The 23,419-nt window shown below is 42.3% G+C and carries 21 protein-coding genes, 5 tRNA genes and 1 pseudogene (1 of these 27 cut by a window edge); 10 read left to right on the forward strand and 17 right to left on the reverse strand.

The annotated features are described in order from the left end of the window. Positions 1-437 precede the first annotated feature (437 nt). The 4 genes and pseudogenes from nusB to ribBA form a co-directional block, all read right to left on the reverse strand. Positions 438-854, reverse strand: coding sequence for a transcription antitermination factor NusB (gene nusB / locus J6578_RS07875; protein WP_037405362.1), 417 nt, complete (start codon positions 852-854; stop codon positions 438-440). 34 nt (positions 855-888) lie between these two features. After that, positions 889-1,341, reverse strand: a complete 453-nt coding sequence (gene ribH, locus J6578_RS07880; protein ID WP_287950801.1) for a 6,7-dimethyl-8-ribityllumazine synthase — start codon at positions 1,339-1,341, stop codon at positions 889-891. Positions 1,342-1,471: 130 nt separating this feature from the next. After that, entirely contained in the window at positions 1,472-2,368 is an 897-nt protein-coding gene (locus tag J6578_RS07885) for a DMT family transporter (protein WP_093091445.1), read from the reverse strand. A gap of 153 nt (positions 2,369-2,521) precedes the next feature. Continuing rightward, positions 2,522-3,604: pseudogene (ribBA, locus tag J6578_RS07890) on the reverse strand (bifunctional 3,4-dihydroxy-2-butanone-4-phosphate synthase/GTP cyclohydrolase II); the annotation flags it as partial. Positions 3,605-4,365: 761 nt separating this feature from the next. On the opposite strand from ribBA, the gene J6578_RS07895 reads away from it, so the two are divergent. From J6578_RS07895 to cls, 10 genes are all read left to right on the forward strand, one after another. Continuing rightward, positions 4,366-4,791: a hypothetical protein gene (locus tag J6578_RS07895; RefSeq protein ID WP_287950799.1), complete on the forward strand. Its 426-nt coding sequence runs from the start codon at positions 4,366-4,368 to the stop codon at positions 4,789-4,791. A gap of 181 nt (positions 4,792-4,972) precedes the next feature. Continuing rightward, positions 4,973-5,356 carry a hypothetical protein gene (locus J6578_RS07900; protein ID WP_287954306.1) on the forward strand — a complete coding sequence of 128 codons (384 nt, stop codon included), beginning with the start codon at positions 4,973-4,975 and terminating at the stop codon, positions 5,354-5,356. Positions 5,357-6,185: 829 nt separating this feature from the next. Next, entirely contained in the window at positions 6,186-7,373 is a 1,188-nt protein-coding gene (locus J6578_RS07905) for an acetylornithine/succinyldiaminopimelate transaminase (protein ID WP_287954308.1), read from the forward strand. A gap of 2 nt (positions 7,374-7,375) precedes the next feature. Beyond that, positions 7,376-8,110, forward strand: coding sequence for an SIR2 family NAD-dependent protein deacylase (locus tag J6578_RS07910; protein WP_287954309.1), 735 nt, complete (start codon positions 7,376-7,378; stop codon positions 8,108-8,110). A gap of 66 nt (positions 8,111-8,176) precedes the next feature. Continuing rightward, positions 8,177-9,109, forward strand: a complete 933-nt coding sequence (gene hemC / locus J6578_RS07915) for a hydroxymethylbilane synthase (protein ID WP_239364501.1) — start codon at positions 8,177-8,179, stop codon at positions 9,107-9,109. Next, positions 9,106-9,837 carry a uroporphyrinogen-III synthase gene (locus tag J6578_RS07920; RefSeq protein ID WP_287954311.1) on the forward strand — a complete coding sequence of 244 codons (732 nt, stop codon included), beginning with the start codon at positions 9,106-9,108 and terminating at the stop codon, positions 9,835-9,837. The genes hemC and J6578_RS07920 overlap by 4 nt, the downstream gene beginning before the upstream one ends. A gap of 52 nt (positions 9,838-9,889) precedes the next feature. Continuing rightward, a complete protein-coding gene (locus tag J6578_RS07925) occupies positions 9,890-11,284 on the forward strand; it encodes a uroporphyrinogen-III C-methyltransferase (RefSeq protein ID WP_239427615.1) in 1,395 nt (464 codons plus the stop codon). Further along, the gene (locus tag J6578_RS07930) at positions 11,281-12,483 is read left to right on the forward strand and encodes a heme biosynthesis HemY N-terminal domain-containing protein (RefSeq protein ID WP_093091459.1); all 1,203 of its coding nucleotides are present in this window, start codon (positions 11,281-11,283) and stop codon (positions 12,481-12,483) included. The genes J6578_RS07925 and J6578_RS07930 overlap by 4 nt, the downstream gene beginning before the upstream one ends. Before the next feature lie 62 nt (positions 12,484-12,545). Then, positions 12,546-13,610: a uroporphyrinogen decarboxylase gene (gene hemE, locus J6578_RS07935; RefSeq protein ID WP_287950791.1), complete on the forward strand. Its 1,065-nt coding sequence runs from the start codon at positions 12,546-12,548 to the stop codon at positions 13,608-13,610. Between the two features lie 202 nt (positions 13,611-13,812). Further along, entirely contained in the window at positions 13,813-15,306 is a 1,494-nt protein-coding gene (gene cls / locus J6578_RS07940; protein WP_093091463.1) for a cardiolipin synthase, read from the forward strand. Positions 15,307-15,422: 116 nt separating this feature from the next. Here cls and J6578_RS07945 read toward each other — a convergent pair whose 3' ends face one another. The 13 genes from J6578_RS07945 to J6578_RS08005 form a co-directional block, all read right to left on the reverse strand. After that, positions 15,423-16,469, reverse strand: a complete 1,047-nt coding sequence (locus J6578_RS07945; protein WP_287950788.1) for a Tim44 domain-containing protein — start codon at positions 16,467-16,469, stop codon at positions 15,423-15,425. 493 nt (positions 16,470-16,962) lie between these two features. Beyond that, a complete protein-coding gene (locus J6578_RS07950; RefSeq protein ID WP_093091465.1) occupies positions 16,963-17,604 on the reverse strand; it encodes a trimeric intracellular cation channel family protein in 642 nt (213 codons plus the stop codon). A 7-nt stretch (positions 17,605-17,611) separates the two neighbouring features. Further along, entirely contained in the window at positions 17,612-18,304 is a 693-nt protein-coding gene (locus J6578_RS07955; RefSeq protein ID WP_287950786.1) for a 16S rRNA pseudouridine(516) synthase, read from the reverse strand. 42 nt (positions 18,305-18,346) lie between these two features. Beyond that, a complete protein-coding gene (locus J6578_RS07960; RefSeq protein WP_287950784.1) occupies positions 18,347-19,804 on the reverse strand; it encodes a sodium:proton antiporter in 1,458 nt (485 codons plus the stop codon). A gap of 199 nt (positions 19,805-20,003) precedes the next feature. Then, the gene (locus tag J6578_RS07965) at positions 20,004-20,579 is read right to left on the reverse strand and encodes a DUF1415 domain-containing protein (protein WP_100150624.1); all 576 of its coding nucleotides are present in this window, start codon (positions 20,577-20,579) and stop codon (positions 20,004-20,006) included. A 104-nt stretch (positions 20,580-20,683) separates the two neighbouring features. Then, the gene (locus J6578_RS07970; RefSeq protein ID WP_093091473.1) at positions 20,684-21,166 is read right to left on the reverse strand and encodes an Lrp/AsnC family transcriptional regulator; all 483 of its coding nucleotides are present in this window, start codon (positions 21,164-21,166) and stop codon (positions 20,684-20,686) included. 820 nt (positions 21,167-21,986) lie between these two features. Next, complete coding sequence (locus tag J6578_RS07975) at positions 21,987-22,421, reverse strand: tyrosine-type recombinase/integrase (RefSeq protein ID WP_287954313.1); 435 nt, start codon at positions 22,419-22,421, stop codon at positions 21,987-21,989. Between the two features lie 21 nt (positions 22,422-22,442). Further along, entirely contained in the window at positions 22,443-22,748 is a 306-nt protein-coding gene (locus tag J6578_RS07980; protein ID WP_287954315.1) for an Arm DNA-binding domain-containing protein, read from the reverse strand. 160 nt (positions 22,749-22,908) lie between these two features. Then, positions 22,909-22,999, reverse strand: a tRNA-Leu gene (locus J6578_RS07985). A 45-nt stretch (positions 23,000-23,044) separates the two neighbouring features. Then, positions 23,045-23,119, reverse strand: a tRNA-Cys gene (locus J6578_RS07990). Between the two features lie 22 nt (positions 23,120-23,141). Continuing rightward, positions 23,142-23,215 (reverse strand) — tRNA-Cys (locus J6578_RS07995). A 45-nt stretch (positions 23,216-23,260) separates the two neighbouring features. Next, positions 23,261-23,336: transfer RNA gene (locus tag J6578_RS08000), tRNA-Gly, on the reverse strand. Between the two features lie 30 nt (positions 23,337-23,366). Next, a tRNA-Gly gene (locus J6578_RS08005) sits at positions 23,367-23,419 on the reverse strand; it runs 123 nt beyond the window's last position.

The following is a 23,419-nucleotide window of genomic DNA, read 5'->3' on the forward strand; positions in this document are numbered from 1 at the left end:
TATTATTATTTTTTAATGGTTTTAATATTTTGATAAATAAAATATATGAGGTGTTATGAATATTGATTATGGGTATGGTTAAGGTGTTGAGTTGTTTAGTAGAATGGTAAATTGCAGGTTAGTCTGATTAAACTGTTGCGCTATGGTTGTGACGAACATTATGAAGCGTTATTTGATGCAAGTAGATCTTTCATTTGAAGATGAAAAATAAACGATAAAGCTATCGAATTGTTACATTCAACCTTGATTAAGAATGTTTTGGGTACTTTATTTTGTAAGATTTGTTGGTTATGGTTTTATTATGACTAATATGCTGAAGCAAATATTGATTTGCATTTTAGTGTTATTAATTGGTAAATCTTATTTTGGATAGTAAAACAGATATCCCATGATTGGAGATATCTGTTTTTCAAATGGACCGAGTGGCTATTTATGAACTAAGACGAGGCACGTAATTCTGCTGAAAGTTTATCCAGAATGCCATTGATGAATTTATAACCGTCTGTACCGCCGAAGGTTTTGGTGATTTCAATGGCTTCGTTAATAATAACCGGATGTGGTGTTTCCGGCATGGCTGAAAGTTCATGGCAGGCCATTAACAGTACAGCTTTTTCTACTGGATTAAGTTCATCTTCATGCCGGTCGAGCAGGGGACGAATGCGTTTCATGTAATCGCGCTGGTTGTTGTAGGCACCAAAGAATATCTGGGTAAACAGTTCACTGTCTGCCTTGGCAAAATATTCATTGTCGCGGATGTTCTGCGCGATGATGGCTGCTGATTCTTCTTTGTTCAGTTGTGCCTGATACAGTGCCTGTACGGCAAACTGACGCGCTCGGCGACGTGGGGTAATCATTGACATGTATATAATGTCCTTGTTCAGTAAATAATCAATATTGGGTTTTGAGCAGATTGGCCATTTCCACTGCTACCACCGCAGCTTCGCTGCCTTTATTGTGCATGCGTGCCAGAGCCTGAGCATCGTTTTCGGTGGTGAGGATGGCGTTGGCAATCGGTATTTGGTAATCAAGACTGATGCGGGATACGCCAGCGGCCGCTTCATTGGATACCAGTTCGAAATGATAGGTTTCACCGCGGATAACTACGCCGATGGCTACTAGTGCGTCAAATTTGCCGCTGCGAGCCATGCTTTGCAATACTAGCGGTACTTCTAATGCACCGGGTACGGTGGCCAGTGTAATATTGCTATCCTTAACCCCCAGTTTTACCAAACGTTCGGTACAGGCCTTAACCAGTTGGGTTCCAATCGGATTGGTGAAACGCGCCTGTACGATGCCTATGTGTAGGCCAGAACCATTGTGCTCTGGGGTGATGGTATTCATTTTGATTTCCTTTATCATCAGTTATGCCATTGGCGGGATGTGTACGCCAGTAAAAATGCTTTTTGATGGGTACTCAAGTGCCAATGTTTAGTGTTCTGATTTTACCGAATTTGGTGATAGGGTGGAATGTTTAAGCGGTTTTTTTCTGGCTGCGTCTGGGCTTGAGCGAACCTAGATATATTGCCATCAGTGTTAATGCTGTGCCAGTCCACTGTATTGTATTAATCGGTTTGTTGAGGAAAAAATAATCAATGAGTATCGCAGCCACCGGTTCACTTAATAATAAGAGGCCGGTTAAAGTTAATGACAGTAACGGCACTGCGTAAGCAATTAATCCCCATGCAAAGCATTGCATCACTATGCCATAAGTGAAAATCAGAAGTGCATCTGTCATATTGGTAGGCCAGAAATGGCTCGAATCAATCAATATGCTTGGTACAATTAAGGCGCCAACTGCACCGGTGCTTACCAGTAGCATTAATGGAAATAATGAAACCGGTTCTGCCAGATGTGCCTGCCGGATACAGGCCATTGAGGCAGCAAGGGCAGCACCGGAAATTAAGCCGATAAAAATTCCGTATCCGCCATGGGTATTATGTCTGAGCTCGGGATGGGCGATGAGTATAATGCCGATGACGGACAGAAGCATGCTGAACAGTTGCAGTTTACTTTGGCGCTCGTTAAAGAAAAACCACGCTATAGCGGTTAGAAAGAATATCTGCATGCTATTGAGCAGGGTTGAAATACCGGGGCCAACGGCATGAATACTTTCGTGCCAGAATGCCAGATCAAAGCCTAGAAATACGCCAGAAAGAATACAAAAACGCTTTGCTCTGCTACTTGTCGGTAATTTTTGTCCAAAATGCCGGCTGAGTAACAGAAAAACAATACCACCAATAAATACGCGCCATAAGGCAATGGCATAGGAACCTATGGATACAAATTTGACAATTAAGCTACCGAGTCCGAAGACAATGCAGCCAAAAGTTAAACCGGAAGCAGCCCATTTTTGTGGGGTCAGTTGCATTAAATATTATCCTTGAAAAACAGCCATTACAATAGGCTGTCGGAAAATATGTGATGTTTTTGTTCGGTTACATCGCATAATTCAGACAGCCTGAGGGGGCGTATTGTATTTCAATTGTGTTACTAAAATATATACTTGTTTAGTAAAGAAATATTATTGGGCTGGTTCTTCAAATCCGGTTACTTCAAGACCGAATCCGTTCAGGCCGGTAAAGGCGGATGGTTTACCCATAACCCGCATGCGTTTTACTTGCAGACCAGCCAGTATCTGTGCGCCGATGCCATAGGTTTTGCTGTCCCATTGTCTGGCCTGATGTGCGCCTTTGGGTAAGGTGCGGTCGAGCAGGGTGGCTCCTGTTTCGGTGCGGTGCATCAGGATGATGATGCCGGCATCAGATTGTTGTATGCGCGCCATGGCTTTAGGTAGTGACCAGGTATGCAGCTGGTCTGGTTGCAGAAAATCCATGGCGCTGAATGGTTCATGTACGCGTACCAGTACTTCGTCGGCGTTTGCCGGATTACCTTTTACTAATGCCAGATGAGTTTCGCCTGATAATTGATCTACATAGACATGCTGTGTGAAGTCGCCCCAAGTTGTATGGATATTGTTGACGCCGAGTTCTTCTATCAGGCTTTCATGGCGGCTGCGGTACTCAATTAAATCTGCAATAGTTCCGATTTTAATATTGTGTTTTTCTGCAAAAATGGTTAGTTCCGGCATACGTGCCATGGTACCATCATCATTAATAATTTCGCAGATAACTGCTGCCGGAATCAAACCGGCCAGTTTGGCTAAATCAACACTGGCTTCAGTGTGTCCGGTACGCACCAGAACGCCCCCTTTTTGCGCGCGTAACGGAAAAATATGGCCGGGCTGAACGATATCTTCTGCTTTTGCTGTTGGGGAAACTGCTGCCTGTACGGTATGTGCACGGTCTGCGGCTGATATGCCGGTAGTAATACCATGTGCTGCTTCAATAGAAACGGTGAAGTTGGTGCCATACTGGGCACCATTGTTCTGGGTCATCAGCGGTAAATGCAGGCGGTCGACAATCTCTTCTTCTAAAGGCAGACAAACCAGTCCGCGAGCGTATTTAATCATGAAATTGATGGCCTCAGGCGTGACAAACTGTGCGGCCATAATTAAATCGCCTTCGTTTTCACGATCTTCTGCATCGGTAAGGATAACCATTTTGCCGGCTTTGATATCGGCAATGATTTCTGGAATGGTGGCAATACTCATGATAGTAAACAACGCTCTCTTGGCAAAATAAACAGTATTTTACTCTGGATTAGTGGCTGTAGCTTGCTTTTATCAAAAAAGTTGATATTTGTGTATTTAAAATATTGGTTATTGGCTAATTGTGATTTTGGTTTTTATCTGACACTTGAATTCAAAAGATAGAAGCAATTATCCACGAATAATTTATCAATGTATTGGTTTTATCAGGAAGAGGACGAAATAATTTTTTCAGGATAATATTAGGTTTAGGCTCCATTGGATAACCTATCTCTCCTTTATCATGCCAATATGTCAAATATACGGCGTTTATTTCCTCTTGTAGATAAAGCTAATCAAAATCTGATGATTCGGGAATGACAAAAGTAAAATTTTAAAATTGTATTTAGTATCACAAGGTTTTTTATCATCATTTAGCTACTATTATCTTTACAATAATTAATATTATATGCAGGTAAATATTTATTTGATATGCGGTTGAATGATTGCATTGAAGGGGGTGAGGCTAATTGTGGGCAGTTTAATACTGCTACAGATATGACTGTTGATAAAAGGCTATTGTTATGCTATGAATCTGATATATTAGTTAAATTAATATAATATAGCAATTCGAATTTGTATTTATATATGTAGAAAAACTAACATTCTTGATGATGGAGTCTTGTTGCAATAGTTATAGAAATTATTGACAATTAAAATTATAATATGTTTAATAGTGTAAATTAACGTATATTTTAAGTGTGGTAATAGGAGGGTTGATGAGTTATTTTAAATCATCCATATTTGCTTCTCGTTTAGCTTTTTCAATTTGTGCATTATTTATAACTGGGGCACCTTTTTGGATTCTTATTTATTTTGTTTTTTTAAATCTTCTTAATAAGAATGTAAGAAATATACCTTTACTATGGTGGTGGTCAGCGTATTTGGCCTTGGTCATTATTATTGTCATGATAATTGGTTGGATATTTAACGTTAAACCAAATTTATTTTTTAAAGTCATGGTTGTTACAGGGACATGTTGTGCTTTTCCCCATGTGGTGGTCAGCTTTATTAATTTGAGTGGAATTGTAATTTTACCTCTGGATATATTAGCCTGCTATCTAGTGTATTGGTATTTGAAAGGTTGGCAACCCTATGAATCTGAATCTAAACCAGCGTTGAAAGTGAAGATTAAGCTAAGCTAATTGAAATTTGTAATTGATGCTGGTAAAGCTTGTATTTGAAGTTATTATTTTTGATATCTTAAAAATCTTTAATAGTATGAGATGTAACAGGAATCATTTTATATAAAAAGTTATCTGAAACTATGTTTGGCTTGTGTATTATGTTTGATAAACAGCTATTTAAGCTAATATAGAGGTTGGAATGAATATGGAAAAAGAATATACCCGTGCCACATTTGTAAAACGTTTTTTGATATCTCTAGGTTCCTTGATTATCGGCTCGCCATGTTTCTTTATTGGGATTGTAGGCGATGGAAAAGCTTTGAGTGTAGTGGTTCTCATTGCAACGATAATATTATTAATTATGATGTTTGGATGGATATTTAATGTTTCTTCTAATCCCTTTCTAAAAGTTTTGGTTGTTATTGGTTGTTGCTGTGGTTTACCTAATGCTTTAATATGCCTGACAATCGGCAGTATGCTCATGGGCGTTGGTTTATTAATTTTGCCGGCAACATTGTTGGCTTGCTATCTGACTGTCAGGTATTTTGAGAGCAGACCTGATGATGTAATAGATCAAGCTTGATAGGGATTTAGTTGATTTTGTTCTGTATAACAAATATTGTTTGCCAACTGTTTTTTCTTGCTGAGATTTAAAGCAGCATTTACTGTCGCGAAGAATGGTTAATGCTAGTTTATGTTTTTTGCTGATGGTTGTTTTTAGGTAGCTATTATGGCTATCGCTATCTGGTTTTTCTGGTTCTTTTCATAATTAAGATGCTTAGGTATTCTGGTATTTCAGGCAGTTTAATAAGCAATGTGTTTATAAAGCTTGTTAATTTGCCCAAATTATCTTGGTCTTTATCCGGTAAGCTCGTTCTACATTCATTGTATTTATCTTTTTTTGCCGGCTTTGATATCGGCAATGATTTCTGGAGTGGTGGCCATACCCCTGAGAGTAAACAACGCTTTCTCGATAAGATAAGCACTATTTTACTGTGGATTTGTGGCTATAGTTTGCTTTATTAGAGAGTTGATCAGCTGATGCTTTGATGGTGTTCAGGTATGGAGTTGTGCATAGTGTAAGTTGAGATATGCTTTTATGGGCGGATTTTTTATTGTTGGTAAATGATAAGGCGGTATTTGAGGCAGGATATAGGAGTAAGGCGAAAATGCAGATTTATTTTTGGTATTTGTATTTGTTTTGCTATGTTGAGCCAGCAGAATTTTGAATTGCCGAGCAGATTAGTAGTTAATAATGTTATGCTATGTATAGGAAATCCATTCTGTTATGGTATTGGTTTGGATTGATGAGGTTTTGGATACAGCCAGTTATCAGGGTTTTGATGATTGTTAATTATTATAATATTATATTGTTTTTCCAATAATGTTTGTATAAATAAATAGAGAGAAAGATGCATAATTATTTAACCCCTAATTTCAATTTTGCACCTATGTTTCCTGAGCATGGGCAGGGCAGCCGGGTCTGGGATAAAAATGGGCAGGAATATATTGATTTGGCTGGCGGTATTGCAGTTAATGCGTTGGGACATTGCCATCCGATATTGATTGAGGCGCTCACTGCACAGGCACATAAGCTGTGGCATATTTCCAATATTTATACTACACAACCAGCTCAGGAGCTGGCGCAGCGGCTGGTAAAAGATACGTTTGCAGAGCAGGTATTTTTTTGTAATTCTGGTGCGGAGGCAAATGAGGCTGCATTCAAGCTGGCGCGCAAATATGCACGTGACCATTTCGCTGGCACTGATAAGCACGAGATTATAGCCTGTGTAAATGGTTTTCATGGGCGTACGCTGTTTACTGTTTCGGTTGGCGGCCAATCAAAATATAGTGATGACTTTGCACCATTACCGGGTGGTATTCGGCATATTCCGTTTAATGATGTTGCTGCTCTTGATGCAGCGGTTAATGATAAAACCTGTGCAGTTGTCATTGAACCAATACAGGGGGAAAGTGGTGTGTTGCCGGCAAATGCTGAGTTTTTGCTGGCAGCCAGAAAAGCCTGTGACCGGTATCGGGCGTTGTTGATTTTTGATGAAGTTCAGACTGGTATGGGGCGTACCGGAAAGTTATTTGCGCATCAATATTATGATGTGCAGCCGGACATTGTTTCCAGTGCTAAAGCGCTGGGTTGCGGTATTCCGATAGGTGCTATGCTTACTACTGCTAAAGTTGGAAGTAGTTTTACGCCGGGCAGTCATGGAAGTACATTTGGTGGTAATCCCCTTGCATGTGCTGTGGGTTGTGCTGCTTTTGATATTATCAATACACCGGAAACGATGCAGAATGTGCTGCTGCAAGGAGAAAAGTTACAGGCAGGATTGCAGGAGTTAGGTACGGCAATGGGTGTGTTTTCTCAGGTGAGGGGGCAGGGATTATTGCTTGGCTGTGTGATGTCTGATGAATATAAGGGTCGAGCAGCACAGTTGATGCAGTTAGCATTGCAGCATGGTGTACTGGTTTTGGTTGCCGGTCAAAATGTGTTGCGTCTGGCACCAAGTTTGTTACTGACTGATGCTGATTTACAGGCTGGGCTACAACGACTAAAAGCAGCAATTACCGCTTTTGTGCATAATTAAATATGTCTATTTCATTAAAGCGCCAGCAGGTAGTTGTTTTAACGGGTTCCGGCATAAGTGCTGAAAGTGGTTTAAAGACTTTTCGTAATCATGGCGGTTTATGGGATGGAGAGCGAGTGGATGATGTGGCTACCCCTGAAGGGTTTGCTCGCAATCCTTTACGGGTACTTGATTTCTATAATCGTCTACGGCGCCAGTTGCAAAATGTTCAACCAAATGCAGCCCATCTTGCTTTAAGACATCTGGAAAGTGGCTATGAGGTAAAGATTATTACTCAAAATGTGGATGATTTGCATGAGCGTGCTGGGAGCAGCCATGTATTGCATTTACATGGTGAGCTATTAAAAGCTAGAAGCAGTGTCGATGAAAATTATATTGTAGATTGTTTTTCTGATCAGACGATGGCGGATGTTGATGCCAGAGGGTTCCCAATGCGGCCGCATATCGTCTGGTTTGGTGAGGCAGTTCCTATGATTGAAGCGGCAATACAATTGATGCGAACTGCTGATATAGTGATAATCATCGGTACTTCTTTACAGGTTTATCCAGCAGCAGGTTTGGTGCAGTATATTCCACCAGATGCAGAAGTTTTTCTGGTTGATCCGCAGCCGTATGAAGGTTTGCAAAATGTACAGTTTATTCGGGCATCAGCTCAGGCTGGTGTAAGTAGTCTGGTTAGTGAATTATTACAGCGCTCTGAAGCACTATCTTTTTCCTGTCAGGATAGGGTTGATTAAAATCTGTTCTTTCTTTAGTTAGTGTTAAAATATCTCCCTTGATTTTCTTGATTCTTGCATATCAGTATGACAAAGAAAAAATTAGTCATTGCCAGTCGTGAGAGTGCTCTGGCTATGTGGCAGGCACGTTATGTGCAGCAATGCCTTCAAATGGTATACCCTGATTTATCTGTTGATATTCGGGGGATGACGACGCGAGGCGATCAAATATTGCATCAGTCTTTATCCAAAATAGGCGGTAAGGGGCTGTTTATCAAGGAGCTTGAATTGGCTTTACAGCAGGAAGTTGCTGATATTGCAGTTCACTCTCTTAAAGATGTACCTATGCAGCTGCCAGAAGGCTTTGTACTGGCAGCCATAACAAAGCGTGCTAATCCGCTGGATGCTTTTGTTTCTCATCAATATGCCGATCTGGCTGATTTGCCACCGGCAGCGATAGTGGGTACTTCCAGCCTGCGCCGCGAAGCGCAGATCCGGTTGCACTATCCTCATTTGCAGGTTAAGCCTTTGCGCGGAAATGTGCAAACGCGTCTGGATAAGCTGGATAGGCAGGAATATGCGGCGATTATTCTGGCTGCGGCCGGATTGGAGCGGTTGGGATTGGATGGGCGTATTCGAAAAATATTACCAGCCGAGGTGTTGTTACCAGCTGTCGGGCAGGGCGCACTGGCAATTGAGGTTGCGGCTCATCGTCAGGATTTATTGAAGTTGTTACAACCACTTCATCATCCTGTTACAGCCGCTTGTGTCACTGCTGAACGTTCTATGGCAAAAGTTTTAGGTGGTAGCTGTCAAGTTCCTCTGGCCGCATATTGTGTTGAAAAATCTGGTATGCTCGAATTGCGTGGCCTAGTTGCTTCTGCTGATGGTACAACTGTGCTGCGTGCCAGTGCACAAGCTTGTCTGGAAGAGGCAGAACAGCTTGGTTTAAGTGTTGCCCAGCAGTTAACTCATCAGGGTGCACAACAATTGATTGCTGCTGTGTTATCAGAACGATGAATGCTCGCCCCTGTCTGGCACTAATGCGACCGCGGTTGGCTGCCGCTGCTGATATAGACTGTTGTGTTCGCGCAGGCTGGGTACCGTTAGTGCTTGAATATCAGCAGCTGAAACCACAACCAGCAGTTTTACAACAGTTAGTTTTGAAAAGTCTGGTTCAGAATGTGGTTCTCTGGGTTAGTCCGAGTGCTGTGCATATTGCGGCTAAATATGTTTCTCTGTCAGAGAGTTTATTGCATGTTGCGGTAGGCGCATCCACAGCCAGTACATTGGCTTCTTATGGATTTAAGCGAATTTTATATCCTGTTGACGGACATGACAGTGAAGCGGTTTTACGCTTACCTTTATGGCAGCAGCTGAAAGGTAGGTTGTTGTTGATTCGTGGTGTTGGTGGAAGAGACTTGATCATTAATCAGTTGCATCAGCAGGGCTGGCAGATTGAGATAGCCGAGGTGTATCAACGTCAGCCACAGCCTGTTAACTGGTCTGTATTGACACAAAAGGCAAACGAGGGAAGTTTGAAAGCCGTTTACATGACGACGACTGCTGCTGTGCAGGCATGGTTTACGCAGTTGCCGCCAGATTTGTACGCAGTTAGCAAAAGCTTGTTATACTTAGTTCACCATCCGCGCATAGCAACTGCGTTAACAGAGTATGGTGTTTTGGCAGTACAGGTATCGGATTTATGCCGTGGATTGGAACTTTTGGATTCACACAGTACATTTTGATAGTGGCACTGGAGTGCTGTTTATCCCAATTATTATGTAGGGAGTATACCGAATGAGTGAACAACAAGATGCACAGTCTAGCCAGCCTCCTGAGCAGGGGAAGCAGCCATTACTGGTGAATAAACAAGGTGAGGTTAGTGCACCTCCAGAATCGGCTACTTCTGCGTCTGCTGAAGGTACAGGTAAAGATAAAGCTACCGCACACCAAGCTGCGGATTTTCATCAAAACAACACAGGATCAGGCATGTCTGCACCCAATGTACCCAGCCAGTCAACTTCTGTGAAACAGCAACATTCCGGTTCAGGTAAAGGAATTGCGCTGGGAGCACTGGTATTATCTTTACTGGCATTAGGAGCAAGTGGTTTTTTATTTGTTGAAGGACAGAACCAGCTTAAAACCCAGCAACTGCAATTTGATCATAAAATTGATAATGCTGGTATTGATGCCAGTAAAACTGCGGCTACTGTAGAAACTGGCTTGGCGCGTATCGATGGATTAAGCCAGCAGTTGCAGGAGCTACAATCGCAACAGAAATCTCAGCGTGAAAATGTTGACCGTCTTACCCGTGCCTATCAGGAGCTGGTGAAAAACCGGACAGATTGGCTAGTGGATGAGATTGAAGCCACACTTAATCTGGCATCGCAGCAGTTATTGATTTCTGGCAATGTGCCGGTAGCAGTCAATGTGCTCGAAAATCTGGATAACCGTTTATCACGTTTTGATCAGCCACAATTATTGCCAATTAAAAAAGCTATCAGCAGTGACTTGGAAAATCTGAAAAGCCGCCCGTATCTGGATACCGCCAGTGCTTCTTTACGCCTGAACCGGCTTGAATCGGCCGTTGCCGGTTTGCCTTTGGTGATTGATAGCCAGTTACAGTCTGGTGCAGCACCAGCTGTCGCAGCAATTAACCCGAATGCTTCATGGTGGCAACGCACTTGGCAGGCTACTATGCACTCTCTGCGAGGCATGGTAGAAGTACGTCATATTAATCATAATGATTCGATGCTCATGTCACCAGAACAGATGTATTTTGTGCGTGAAAATCTGCGCTTGCGTTTACTGGATGCTCGTATCGCGCTGATTCAGCGTCGTGGTGAGGTATATGCTGCTGATCTGAATGGTGCGGAAGCAACAGTTAAACAGTATTTTGATGCCAGTTCCGTTGCGACACAATCATGGCTGAAAGAGTTGATGCAACTGAAGATGCTTAATGTGCAAACCATTCAGGACAGTAATTTATCTGCCAGTCTGGCTGCTGTACGTGAATATCAGAATCAGTCTGGCATGGATATGTCTACAGCGTTGCCAGATTTGGGTGGTTCTGCGGCCAGCAGTGCTTCTGCTCCAGTAGCAGCTTCACATCCTGAAAGGCCGGCGGCCAGTCTGGAAAACAGTCATAATGTGTCTGCCGCCTCTTCCGAGCAGGGAGAACATACATTATGAGATCTCTGTTATGGTTGATTGGTTTATTCGTGGTTGCGGTTGCTGTGGTACTGGGTGCGAAATATTACAGCGGTGATGTATATATTGTTGTTGAGCAAACTCTTGTACGCATCAATCTGCAATTTTTTATTGGTATTATTCTGTTAGCTGTGGTATTGCTGAATATTCTGTTACGTATTGTCATGGGATTTGTGCACCTACCCGGACACTGGCAGCACTGGCGTGTTAATCATCAGCGTCATCAGGTTGAAACAGCATTGAATCATGCTGGTCTGGCTTATTTTGAAGGGCGATTTCAGTTTGCTGCACGCGAGGCAGAACGGGTATTACGTAACAAGCAGGGACAGCACAGCCGTGCTTTGGCATTATTACTGGCAGCGCACAGTGCAGATCAGATGGATGACATCACAACCCGTGACCGTTATTTGAATGATATTGCCAAACTGCCGGAAAAACAGCAGCTATCCCGCTATCTGCTGCTGGCTCAATCTGCGCTGGCACAACACAATAGCCAACAGGCAAAAAATGCTCTGGACGCCGCTGCCAAAATCAGCCCGAATCTAACCCGGCTGGTTAAGCTGCAATTACGTTATGACAGGGAGCAACATAATGCACAAGGCGTATTGCAGCAAGTTGATAAATTAGTCCGTGCAGGTGCGTTAAGTGACAGTGAATATCAACAATACTGTTACTGGGCATATCGACAATTACTGGCTGAAGCCAAAGATCCGGATGAACTGAAAAATAGTCTCAGTGCTATTCCGGTAGATGAGCGGGAAAGCGCACTCAGTGTGGATATTGTGGAAAAATATCTACAGCTGGGCATGTACACTCAGGCATTGAAGTGGATAAAAAAATATTACCCGCGCACTCATGATGCGGCGCTGTTACCCGCTTTTAATCAGGCCAACCAATATTTAAGCGCTAAAGAGCAGCAGAAGAATATGGTTACTGCGGATAAGTGGTTGCAGCAGCGGCCGCAAGACCCGGATCTGCTGTTATTGATGGGTGAATTGAGCTACCAGCAGCAGCTATGGGGTAAGGCCAGAAGCTATCTGGAAGCCAGTTTACAATCCGGCAATAATAATGCCACCAGATTGCTGCTGGCCAAGGTGCTGGAGCAGTCTGGGCAGAGCGAGGCTGCTGAGCAGCAGCGCAGCCAGATATTGGCAACCATCAGTAATGATGATGAGTTGTAATCTTTGTTTGTTTTATTTAACAGGCAGTTAGTGCGTAGTGCGCTAACTGCCTGAGGTTGATTATGGCAGTTTTACACAACGATATCTTTTTACGTGCTTTACTGAAACAGCCGGTGGAGTATACGCCAGTATGGCTGATGCGGCAGGCAGGGCGTTATTTACCTGAGTATCGAGCCACACGGGCTAAGGCCGGCAGCTTTCTGGCGCTGTGCCAGAATCCGGAACTGGCCACAGAAGTTACCTTGCAGCCTCTGGAGCGCTTTGCATTAGATGCAGCCATTTTATTTTCCGATATCCTCACTGTACCTGATGCTATGGGGCTGGGTTTGCATTTTGTCGAAGGTGAGGGGCCAAAATTTACTCATCCGCTACAACATGAGCAGGATGTGGCACGTTTAGAAGTGCCTGATATGAGCCGTTTGCGCTACGTATTTGATGCAGTAAGCAGTATACGGCAAGCGTTGCAGGGGCGTGTACCGCTGATTGGTTTTTCTGGTAGCCCGTTTACTTTAGCCTGTTATATGGTTGAAGGTAGCGGTAGCCGGGATTTTCGTTTATTGAAAACCATGTTATATCAGCGTCCGCAATTATTGCATCGCATATTGGATATTAATGCCCAGACAGTTACTGCCTATCTGAACGAACAGATTGCCTCCGGTGCTCAGGCTGTACAGATTTTTGATACCTGGGGTGGTATTCTCAGCGATGCGGCCTTTCAGGAATTTGATTTACTTTATATACAGCAGGTAGTATCTGGTTTACAACGTGAAGCTGATGGGCGGCGAGTGCCTGTGATTGTCTTTACTAAAGGTGGTGGACAATGGCTGGAGCAACTGGCAGCATTGGATGTTGATGCCTTGGGTGTGGACTGGACAGTTAATTTGCATCAGGCTCGTCATCAGGTAGGGCAGCGGGTTGCCTTGCAGGGTAATCTGGATCCGCTGGCATTATTTGGGCAGCCTGAAAGTATTGAGTGCGAAATTAAGCGTTTGCTGGCTGATTATGGGTCAGGCAGCGGGCATGTATTTAATCTGGGACATGGTATTAATCAGTTTACTGATGCGGAAATGGTGAAGTTTGCTGTAGAGGCAGTACACCGCTTGTCAGTCGGATACCATCAAAATTAATTGTTGCACTGATAAAACAATGGCCAGCTAAAACAGATTATTGAGGTTATCACAGCCTATTATTACGGCAGGCACAGGATATGTTTTCTGTACCTGCCAGAATTTTTTGTCTGGCGGGTATGGCAATTGTTTTTTCAGATTATCTGCTTATCTCTTTATAATTTACGTATCTGAAAGTTTCAGAAACAATAGGTTGGCTTATATGTTACATAATATACCGTGGGCAGAAATTATTGTTGTGTTACACGTGGTGGTAGTAACCGTACTGGTGGTACGGGTGTTATATCATCAGCGTAATACAGGAGTATCTGTTGCATGGATTTTGATGTTAGTGGCTTTCCCTTTAGTTGGAGCCGTAGGCTATTTATTGATTGGGGAGCCAAGGCTAGGTTCGCGTCGTTTACGCCGGCAGCATGAGTTAGTAAAATTCTATCAGCGGTTTAGTGCAACGTATCTGCATGATTTTAATCAGCATGCTTGTAGTGGCTTGAATGAACGCTATCATGGTATCAGCCTGATCGCAGCAGATAAAACCGGCTTTAATGCTACCGAATACAATCATCTGACCCTGCTCACGAATGATGAAGAAATTATTGCTGCTATCCGCCATGATATTCAGCAGGCTAAAACCAGTTGTTTGCTGGCATTTTATATTGTTGATCCTCAGGGTGAAATTGTTGCATTACTCAACGATGCTATGGCAGCAGCAAAGCGTGGTGTGGTAACCAGTATGCTGGTTGACAGTATTGGCAGTGCCAGATTCTGGCGCAGTGACTGGCCACAGCGTTTGCGCACTGCCGGTATTACCCTGACTGAAGCCTTACCTATTGAGCTTTGGCGTACTTTTATTGTACGGGCAGATTTGCGCAATCATCGCAAAATTGCCGTAATAGATCAGAAAATTGGCTATACTGGCAGTTTTAATCTGGTGGATCCACGCTTTTTTAAGAAAAATGCTGGTGTCGGGCAATGGGTAGATGTGATGATGCGTTGTGAGGGCAGTCTGGTGCAGCCACTGGCAGCAGTGTTTGCCGGTGATATGGCCGTAGAGACTGAATCCAATCTGATGCAGGTGCAGCAATGGGTGGACAGCTATGGTAAGCAGGCGCTAATGCATAATTTACAAGTTGCCCAGCAGGAACAGAATGGGATTGTGGTGCAAGTCATCCCATCTGCGCCAGAGCAGGGCAGTCCGGTTATTTATGACACAATTGTCAATGCCATTCATGCGGCCACACGCCGAATTATTATTACTACTCCTTATTTTGTTCCAGATGAAGCTTTACTGCTGGCGCTTACTACCGCAGCTATACGTGGTGTGGATGTTACACTGATTGTACCGGAAGCAGTTGATTCCAAACTGGTTAAATATGCCTCACGTGCGTATTACCCGATGCTGCTACAGGCCGGAGTTAAAATTGCCTTGTTTAAGGGCGGGCTGTTACATGCCAAAACCTTAACAGTTGATAGCGATTACACCCTGTTTGGCACAGTAAACATGGATATGCGTAGCTTTTATTTGAATATGGAAATTAGTCTGGCAATTTATGATGAGGGTATGACTGAGTCAGTAGTAGCATTGCAGAACAGCTATCTGAATGACTGTGAATTTATTGAACTGAAGGCATGGCAGGCGCGTTCAAAATGGTGGGGACTGGTGGAAAATACAGTACGTCTGGTAGGACCATTACTGTAAGGCTGAATTTCAATCTTGCCTAAACGTAGAGTCTGTACCAAATTCATCATGGCAAAACTTTTGATGCAAATAAAAAAAGCACTGATTCAATCAGTGCTTTTTTATAGCAGTAATAATTAATCCTGCTGTATACCGGCAATTAACCAATCCTGCTGGCTGCCTACCGGTTTGACAAAATGCCATACCTCGCTGAAAGGTTGTTGTGCACTGCCAAGCTCTTCACTCACCAAACCACTAAAACGTACACTGGCAATGTACTGGCCGTTTTCCTGAGTACTATCTGCCAGATCGGCATTCAGATCACTAAATTCGGCAGTATCCTGATTGTTGATAATATCATTACGGATATCAGCAAACATATCTGGTGTGAAATAACGGCGGATTTCTTCCAGATTGGAAGCATTGTTCATTGATTGCACATGATTAAAGCGCTGGCGGGCAAAGCGCAGGAATGCTTCCGGATTACTTCCGTCTGCCATACCTGAGGTGCTGGATTGCATCGTATTGCCACTAGGAGCAAGAGTCTGCCCGAAAATATTGGTACGCGCACTCTTGCTATTAGTGAGCGGAGTATGATTATTGGAATTCTGATAATTGCTGTAAGGCATATTTGCCTGATTATTTTTTTTGCCAGCAAAACGACGAAATAAATAAAAACCACCTAATGCGATAATAAGTAACCAAATCCAGCTAAAACCGCTTTTATGCTGTGGCTGTGCCTGTTGCAAATCGGCATTAGCAGAAGGATTGACTGCTGCATCAGCATTATCAGTATCAACATTATTAGCATTATTGGCATTATCATTTGCTGCCGGCGTACCAGTTTGCTGCTGGTTATGGTTAGCCATGGCATGACCAGCCAGTGCACCAATAGCTGCACCGGCTACGCCCGCCCCGATTACTCTGCCGGCACCGTTTCCACGTGGCTGGGTTTGGTTAGAATAATTGTTCTGATTGCTGTTGCGATAGTCGCTGCGTCCTGAATTGGAATAGCTGCTGCGGCCGGATTGATAAGACGGATTGCTGTATGAGCTGGAATAGTTAGAACGCGACATGCCGCGACTACCACCACCACCGATTCGTTTGGCCTCTGCTAGCGGGCTCAGAGTTAGGCTGAGAATAACCACAGAAGCAATATAACGTAATTTTCGATTGACCATCATTTGGATATTTCCATATCTACTGTATTAAAACTTACTTTACTGTACATAGCGCTAAAAAATAAGATTTCAAGCAAAAAAATACCGATTATTAAACTATTTTACGGTTTAATGGTAGCTTTTGTGATTAAAAATAAATATTGCCCTGATAACAACCTTATTATTCAGAAAGCACTGTAAAAGTGATTATTGTTGAATTTTAGCAGAAATGCGGTAAATCGCTTGAGTAAAAAACATGAAGGAATATGGATTATTGTTTGTTTATCAGTCATGCACAAATAAAATTTCTTTCAGTACTCAATAATGACTGCTATAAATTCTGGATAAAAAGAACCCTCTGTGCCAAGGGGAGAAGCAGCAGAGGGCCAAAATAATGTTTCGACAAGAGAATACTGAAAAATCAATTAAAATCCAAATGTTATACACTTGTTGCTGCGTATGAACATAATCTTAATGACTTAGACTGTTTTTTGCAGCGAAAGTTCTTTTATTTTTGTTATATTTTGTAATTTTTTTTCTTTTGAAATCCCGGCAAAGTAACGTGGTAATGATAAGCAAGTAAACGGCTTATTACGCCGCTGATAAATAGCAGATTAATACTCAATGGCGTAACCATTTTCCAGTGATCCAGCAGACATAACAGCAAGCCGAGTAAAATAGCAATAGTGCCGTAAATATCACTACGCAGAATAATAGGAACTTCATTGACTAGAATATCACGCAGAATACCGCCACCAACCGCAGTTACAAATGCCAGCGTAACCACACCAAACCAGTTTAATTCCAGTGCCAGTCCAACTTGAGCACCAGTAAGGCTAAATGCTGCCAGCCCCAGCGCATCTGCTACCACAAACCATATAGCCAGTACCCGATGGCGCTGGTACTGTAAATGAAAAGCCCACGATAACAGAAGTGTAATAAAAATCGTCCATAATGCTGTATTACTCTTGAAAATCATGGGAATATGGCCTATCAGAGCGTCGCGCATCATCCCGCCACCTACCGCAGTAAGCAAAGCCACAATCACCACACCAAGAATATCCAGCCTTTTGCGAAAACCAACCAGATAACCAGACACAGCAAATGCTACTGTTCCTATGATATTAATCAGTTGGAAAATAAGATCAGTATTGAGCATGTTACATTTAGTCAGATTCAGGTTGAAAAAAACGCCAGCCGCCGACGGGTAAATCATCAGCTTGCCATGAACCAAAAGCACTGCGATGTAGAGCAGTCACACGGTTACCAGCAGCGGCAACCATGCGTTTAACCTGATGGTATTTGCCGGATGTGATGGTTAGCAGCAGAGTATGGGCATCAATTAATTCGGCAGCTTCAGCTTGTACTGTTTCATTATCATCATGTAACAGCACCCCGTTTTTTAAAACAGTACACAGTTTGTCGTCAGTCTCATGCTTGAGACTAACCCGATAAATTTTTGGCAGCTTATGCTTGGGTGAAGTACAGCGATGGTTAAATTGACCATCATTAGTCAGAATCAGCACGCCGGTTGTGTCTGCATCGAGCCGTCCAACCGCCTGCATATCCAGATGACGCAAAGGTTCTGGCAATAGATTGAAAACGCTTGGATAAAACTGCGGCTTATGTGAAGTTTCATAATCGGCCGGCTTGTGTAACAGAATATAGAAATAGGGAAGTGGTACTGGTATCAGATTCACCTTATCAACTTGCAGACTGCGGACATTCAGTGGATCAATGTCCATACGTGCATCATTACAAACCCTATCATTAATTTGTACAGCTTCGTCGGCAATTAATGCCAGACATTGCTTGCGACTGCCCAGACCCTGTGCTTGCAGGTATTTTAATAATTGCATAACTAATTAGCCCTTACAGGCTGGTTACCTTTTCCAGATAGATTAAAAAAACAGTAATGTATCCAGCACAAACAGCGGGATAAGCAAAGTGACAGACCAAGCCATATAGCCGAAAAAGCTGGGCATGGGAATACCCTGTTGCTCAGCAATGGCTTTTATCATCAGATTAGGCGCATTACCGATATAACTGAGCGCGCCCATAAATACCGATCCCATAGAAATAGCCAGTAATGTATCAGAAAAGTAGCGCATCAGTAGCTGAGCTTCACCACCGGCAAGATTAAAGAACACCAGATACGTCGGCGCATTGTCCAGAAAGCCTGATAATAGCCCGCTCATCCAGAAATAAATGGCATTTACCGGCTCGCCGTTGTGCTGAATCAGTTGTAGCAGTACGCCAAAATCGCCAGCAGTGCCCAGTTGCAGGAGTGCCATCACGGGTGCAATAGTAATGAAAATCCCGATAAACAGCTTACCTACTTCCTGCATTGGTGCCCAGTTGAAGTCATTTTGCTGACGCAACTTTGGTGAGGTTAATTTAAGCCCGCATAAAGTAATTATCACCAATAAACCATTGCGTAACCATGCGCTCAAACTAATCTCAAGCCCGTAAATATGCCATACTGGCGTATTCTTACATATGCCTGATAACAGAATCACAGCCGTTACAGCAAACAATAGCAGCAGATTAATCTTGCCCTGAATAGTCAGCATGGGGCTGTCCAATTGCCTTACCGCCTTAGCTTTCGGTTCATGTTGCCATAAACAATAATCAATACAAATGAATATCAGTAATAAAACCAACGTATTAACCAGTACTGGTAATAACATATGACTTAGTGTCCATTGAAAACCAACGCCTTTCAGAAAACCCAGAAACAGCGGGGGATCGCCAAGCGGGGTTAAACCGCCACCAATATTGGCCACCAGAAAAATAAAAAACACAACAACATGAGTACGATGACGCCGTTGTGCATTGGCTCGCAATAATGGACGGATAAGCAGCATGGCTGCGCCGGTAGTGCCCATCAGGCCGGCCAGAAGCGTACCGGTGGCCAGAAGTGAAACATTTAATCTGATGCTGCCAACGCTATTATATTGAATCACAATGCCACCAGATAAAGTATATAACGCCAGCAATAAAAGCATGAAAGGAATATATTCTTCTAATAACGCGTGTGCAGTGAGCGTAAAACCAGTTGATATACCATAGTGCCAGCTCAGAGGCAGTAAAAATAAACCACACCAAAGCCCAATCATTTTACCGCTGTGTAAATGCCATAGATTTGGCAGCAGCAGGGGACACACAGCAATGGATAGCAGCGTGCCGGCAAAAGGAAGACACCACCACAGACTCAGTTCATTAGCAGGCAGACTGGCAGCCAGCGCAGGCAAGGGACAAGAGATACAGATAACCGCGGTTAGCAGCCGTAATATTTGGCTATTGCGGCGTAACAATGAAATGGCGGGTTGCAGATAATGAGATTTAACTGGCGACATTCAGTATGCTTAATTATTGAATTCGGTTGTAATTTTAACAATAAACCATACCGTGTTAAAGAAAGGTTTGAATAGCAGCCATTGAGACATATTCATCAACTGATAATATTGCGACAAGATTCAGCATAAAATATAAATTGCTCTATTTTTCTGATAAGTGAATGCTTGCCCAAGGCTGCATGTATTCTGATGTTTAATCTTATTTTTGTTTTCGCAGCGGATATTCGATGCCCAATTTTGCCCAGCCTTCAGTACCCATCTGGCGCAATAGTGCTTTATTGCGTTCATAAATGCTTGCTGCGTCAGGAAAGGCAGCAACAGCCTGATCAATACTACTTTCACGAATCAGATGCAAAATAGGATAGGGGCTGCGATTGGTATAATTAGTGATATCATTCTGCGCCTCATCGGCAAACTGAAATTGCGGGTGAAAGGGAGCTATCTGTATCGTGCCGTTTGCATGAACGTCCTGTAGCACCTGTTCAGCTAATGTCACCACATCCAGAAACACATCAAAATCAGCAAATAATTGTGGCTCAATTACTAAAGTAGTTTCTATATCAGTTGCTGGGGTTTGCAGCAAAAGCAGAATTTCCTGTTCGAGTAATTCGAGAAATGCATCTAAATGTCTGGCATGGCTAAGCGTAAAGCGAAGCCTGTTCAGATTGTATGGCTTGCGGGCAAAAGGGCAAAGATTCAGGCCGATAACGGCCTGCTCCAGCCAGTGACGGCAGATTGCAATAATATTTTCATCCGCAGCAGAAAGTTGAGTCATAAATTTTTTACCTGAGATTGTAGATTTCGCAGCATGGAATGAATCATTAAATAGATAACAGCACCATCGATTGTATGATTCAGTTTTTCTTGCTGCTGTTTTTACTAGTCGATGTTCAAATGTTCAAGTGGCAAAATTGTAGAAGATTTGATTTCTTTTAAGACAAAACTTGATTTGGCATCCTCCACACCCGGCGTGGCCAGCAGTGTTTCCAGTACAAAATGGGAAAAAGCATTCATATCAGAGAAAAATGCCTGAAGAATGTAATCAGATTCGCCGGTAAGCGCAAAACAATTAAGTACTTGCGGCCAGCACTGCACCGCCCGATTAAATTCATCCCGGGATTTTTTGTTTTTATTCACTCTTACGCGAATAAATGCCTGTAAACCAAGTGCAATTTGGCATGGGTTTAACAGAGCTGCATAACAGCGGATAATACCAGACTCTTCCAGCTGCTTTAATCGGCGCAAGCATGGTGAAGGTGATAAAGCTACTCGTTCAGCAAGTTCAACATTAGTAAGACGACCATTGTCTTGTAAAACTTGCAGAATTTTAAGGTCGGTTTTATCTAAAAAACTTATTGTCATAATGCAAGAATCCTGAAACTGACTGCCGCAGTAATGGTGCAAGCGAAGATAAATAAATTAAAGTAAAGGTTTATATGCATTGCAAAATTACACTTAAATTATACAAATAAATGTTATTTTGACATTAATCCTAATTTAATACCAGTTATTCTAAATGATTTTTTGGTTGTCTAATACCTTTAATTATATGGGAAATAAATTATAACCATTTGTTTTTAATAGTTAAATATTCGGTATTATGATGGTGCTGTTTTAATGTGAAAATTTAATTTCAGTTTACGCTGAACATAAATATTATAAACTATTATTATCAATAATACTGTTTAAGATACTAATTAAATCTGCTGATATTAACTATAAATTAAAATTGTTCAAGTATACAAGATAATCATAAGCAACAGAATTAAACAGCTTTGCCAAGTAATTAATATAATAAATAATAGTATATATTTGTTTTTTGTATATTTTATAGAAAAATTGATAATCAAAATAACTAATTAATAAAATTAAATTATTTAGGTTAAAATGATCGTCAATCTGTAAGCGGCATACTCTGTATACAATATAATTAGATTGTTATAAAAACCAGCTCATCTTAAACATGTTATCAGCAATTCCCACGTCTTCAAGTTTTATTAAATAATTGAAGAATGACAATAACTCCGTAAACTGTCTTTGTTCAAGTCTTCAATGGCTTATATCCAACTGTGGTTAAATCTGGTCTTGATTTCATCATGCTGATAACCACTATTCTGCTTTGTGTGCAGGCTACGAGGGTACTCATGTTTTCGTTTTCAGGTATGATATCGGCGGAATTAATCTATAGTATATTAAGACTATATAGTTTGACTGATGCAAGCGTAGGCGGTTTATCCACTGGCAGAACTTTTTGCTTACCTAATGCAGTTTTGGTAGCCTCATAAGGGTTGTGGTTGCAATACCCCATAAGGTTGACCCAGTTAAACACTTGCTTAATCTGATACAGTACGCTGCTAGCTGTTTCAGTTTTAGTATTCCAGATAGCTATTAAAATAGCTGTTAGGTCTCTAGCATTGATTTCTATGATTGGTTTATCAGCCAAAGCCGGATAAATATATTTCTTCATGCGGTCAGACCAGTTATCAATACTTTTCTGATTTTTCCAGCGTTTCATACTTTTTTTATTAAAGAATTCTTCTGAAATGCTCTTAAACGTATTAAGTTGTTTTTGTCGTTCTCTATCTTGTGCTTTTTGTTTTTCAACTTTGGGGTTCAATCCTTGTTTTAATGCTGCCCGTCAGAATTTGGCTTCTTTTTCGGCAGAGGCGATACCCATTTTAGGGTAGTGTCCTAGTGTTAGTTTGGTGCGTTTTTTAGAAACTTTATCGTAATAACGTAGAATCCACGCACCAGTTCCTTTAGTGCATGAGCTAGGTTTAAAAATAAGACCAGCCACGGATGAGCTGGTTAGTTGGTTACTATTTGGTGCGATGTTGCGTAGTTTACTGTCTGTTAATCGTTTTCCCGGATTGTACTGCCATAGTATCCTTAAAAACAAACTGAGTATGACGTAGGAAAACAGGTATAAGGGAGGCAGATACATAAAATTGATACAAAAAATTTAGGTAAAACTTTAGGTACTAGTTTGAGTTTTTGTATGCTTGGAAAAGAACTTGAGTATACTAAATTGAAAAAATTAAGTATTGAAATATATACAAATTTAGATCAGTCTGATGCAAATGAGTACATCCAGAAGCAGGAGATGGTGCCCGGAGCCGGAATCGAACCGGCACGGCCGTTTTAAGAGCCGACGGATTTTAAGTCCGTTGTGTCTACCAATTTCACCACCCGGGCAGGGCAGTACTAAATCTTAATACACATCGTGCATTAACATAATGTTGGAGGCGGGGGCGCGGATTTAAACCGGCCTACACAGCTTTGCACACTGTGGCATAGTCACTCTGCCACCCCGCCATAAAGATTGTTGCATATTATCTGGAGGCGGGAGTCGGAATCGAACCGGCGTACACGGATTTGCAGTCCGCTGCATGACCACTCTGCCATCCCGCCTTTAATATTTACTCAATCGGGTAGAGTAACTACTAAATCGTAATCTGGAGCGGGAAACGAGTCTCGAACTCGCGACCTCAACCTTGGCAAGGTTGCGCTCTACCAACTGAGCTATTCCCGCAAATTCACTTTATACATGTGAGCATGTTTCTGGAGCGGGAAACGAGTCTCGAACTCGCGACCTCAACCTTGGCAAGGTTGCGC

The organism is Snodgrassella sp., assembly GCF_024103505.1.
In the GTDB taxonomy this organism is placed as follows: Bacteria; Pseudomonadota; Gammaproteobacteria; order Burkholderiales; family Neisseriaceae; genus Snodgrassella; species Snodgrassella communis.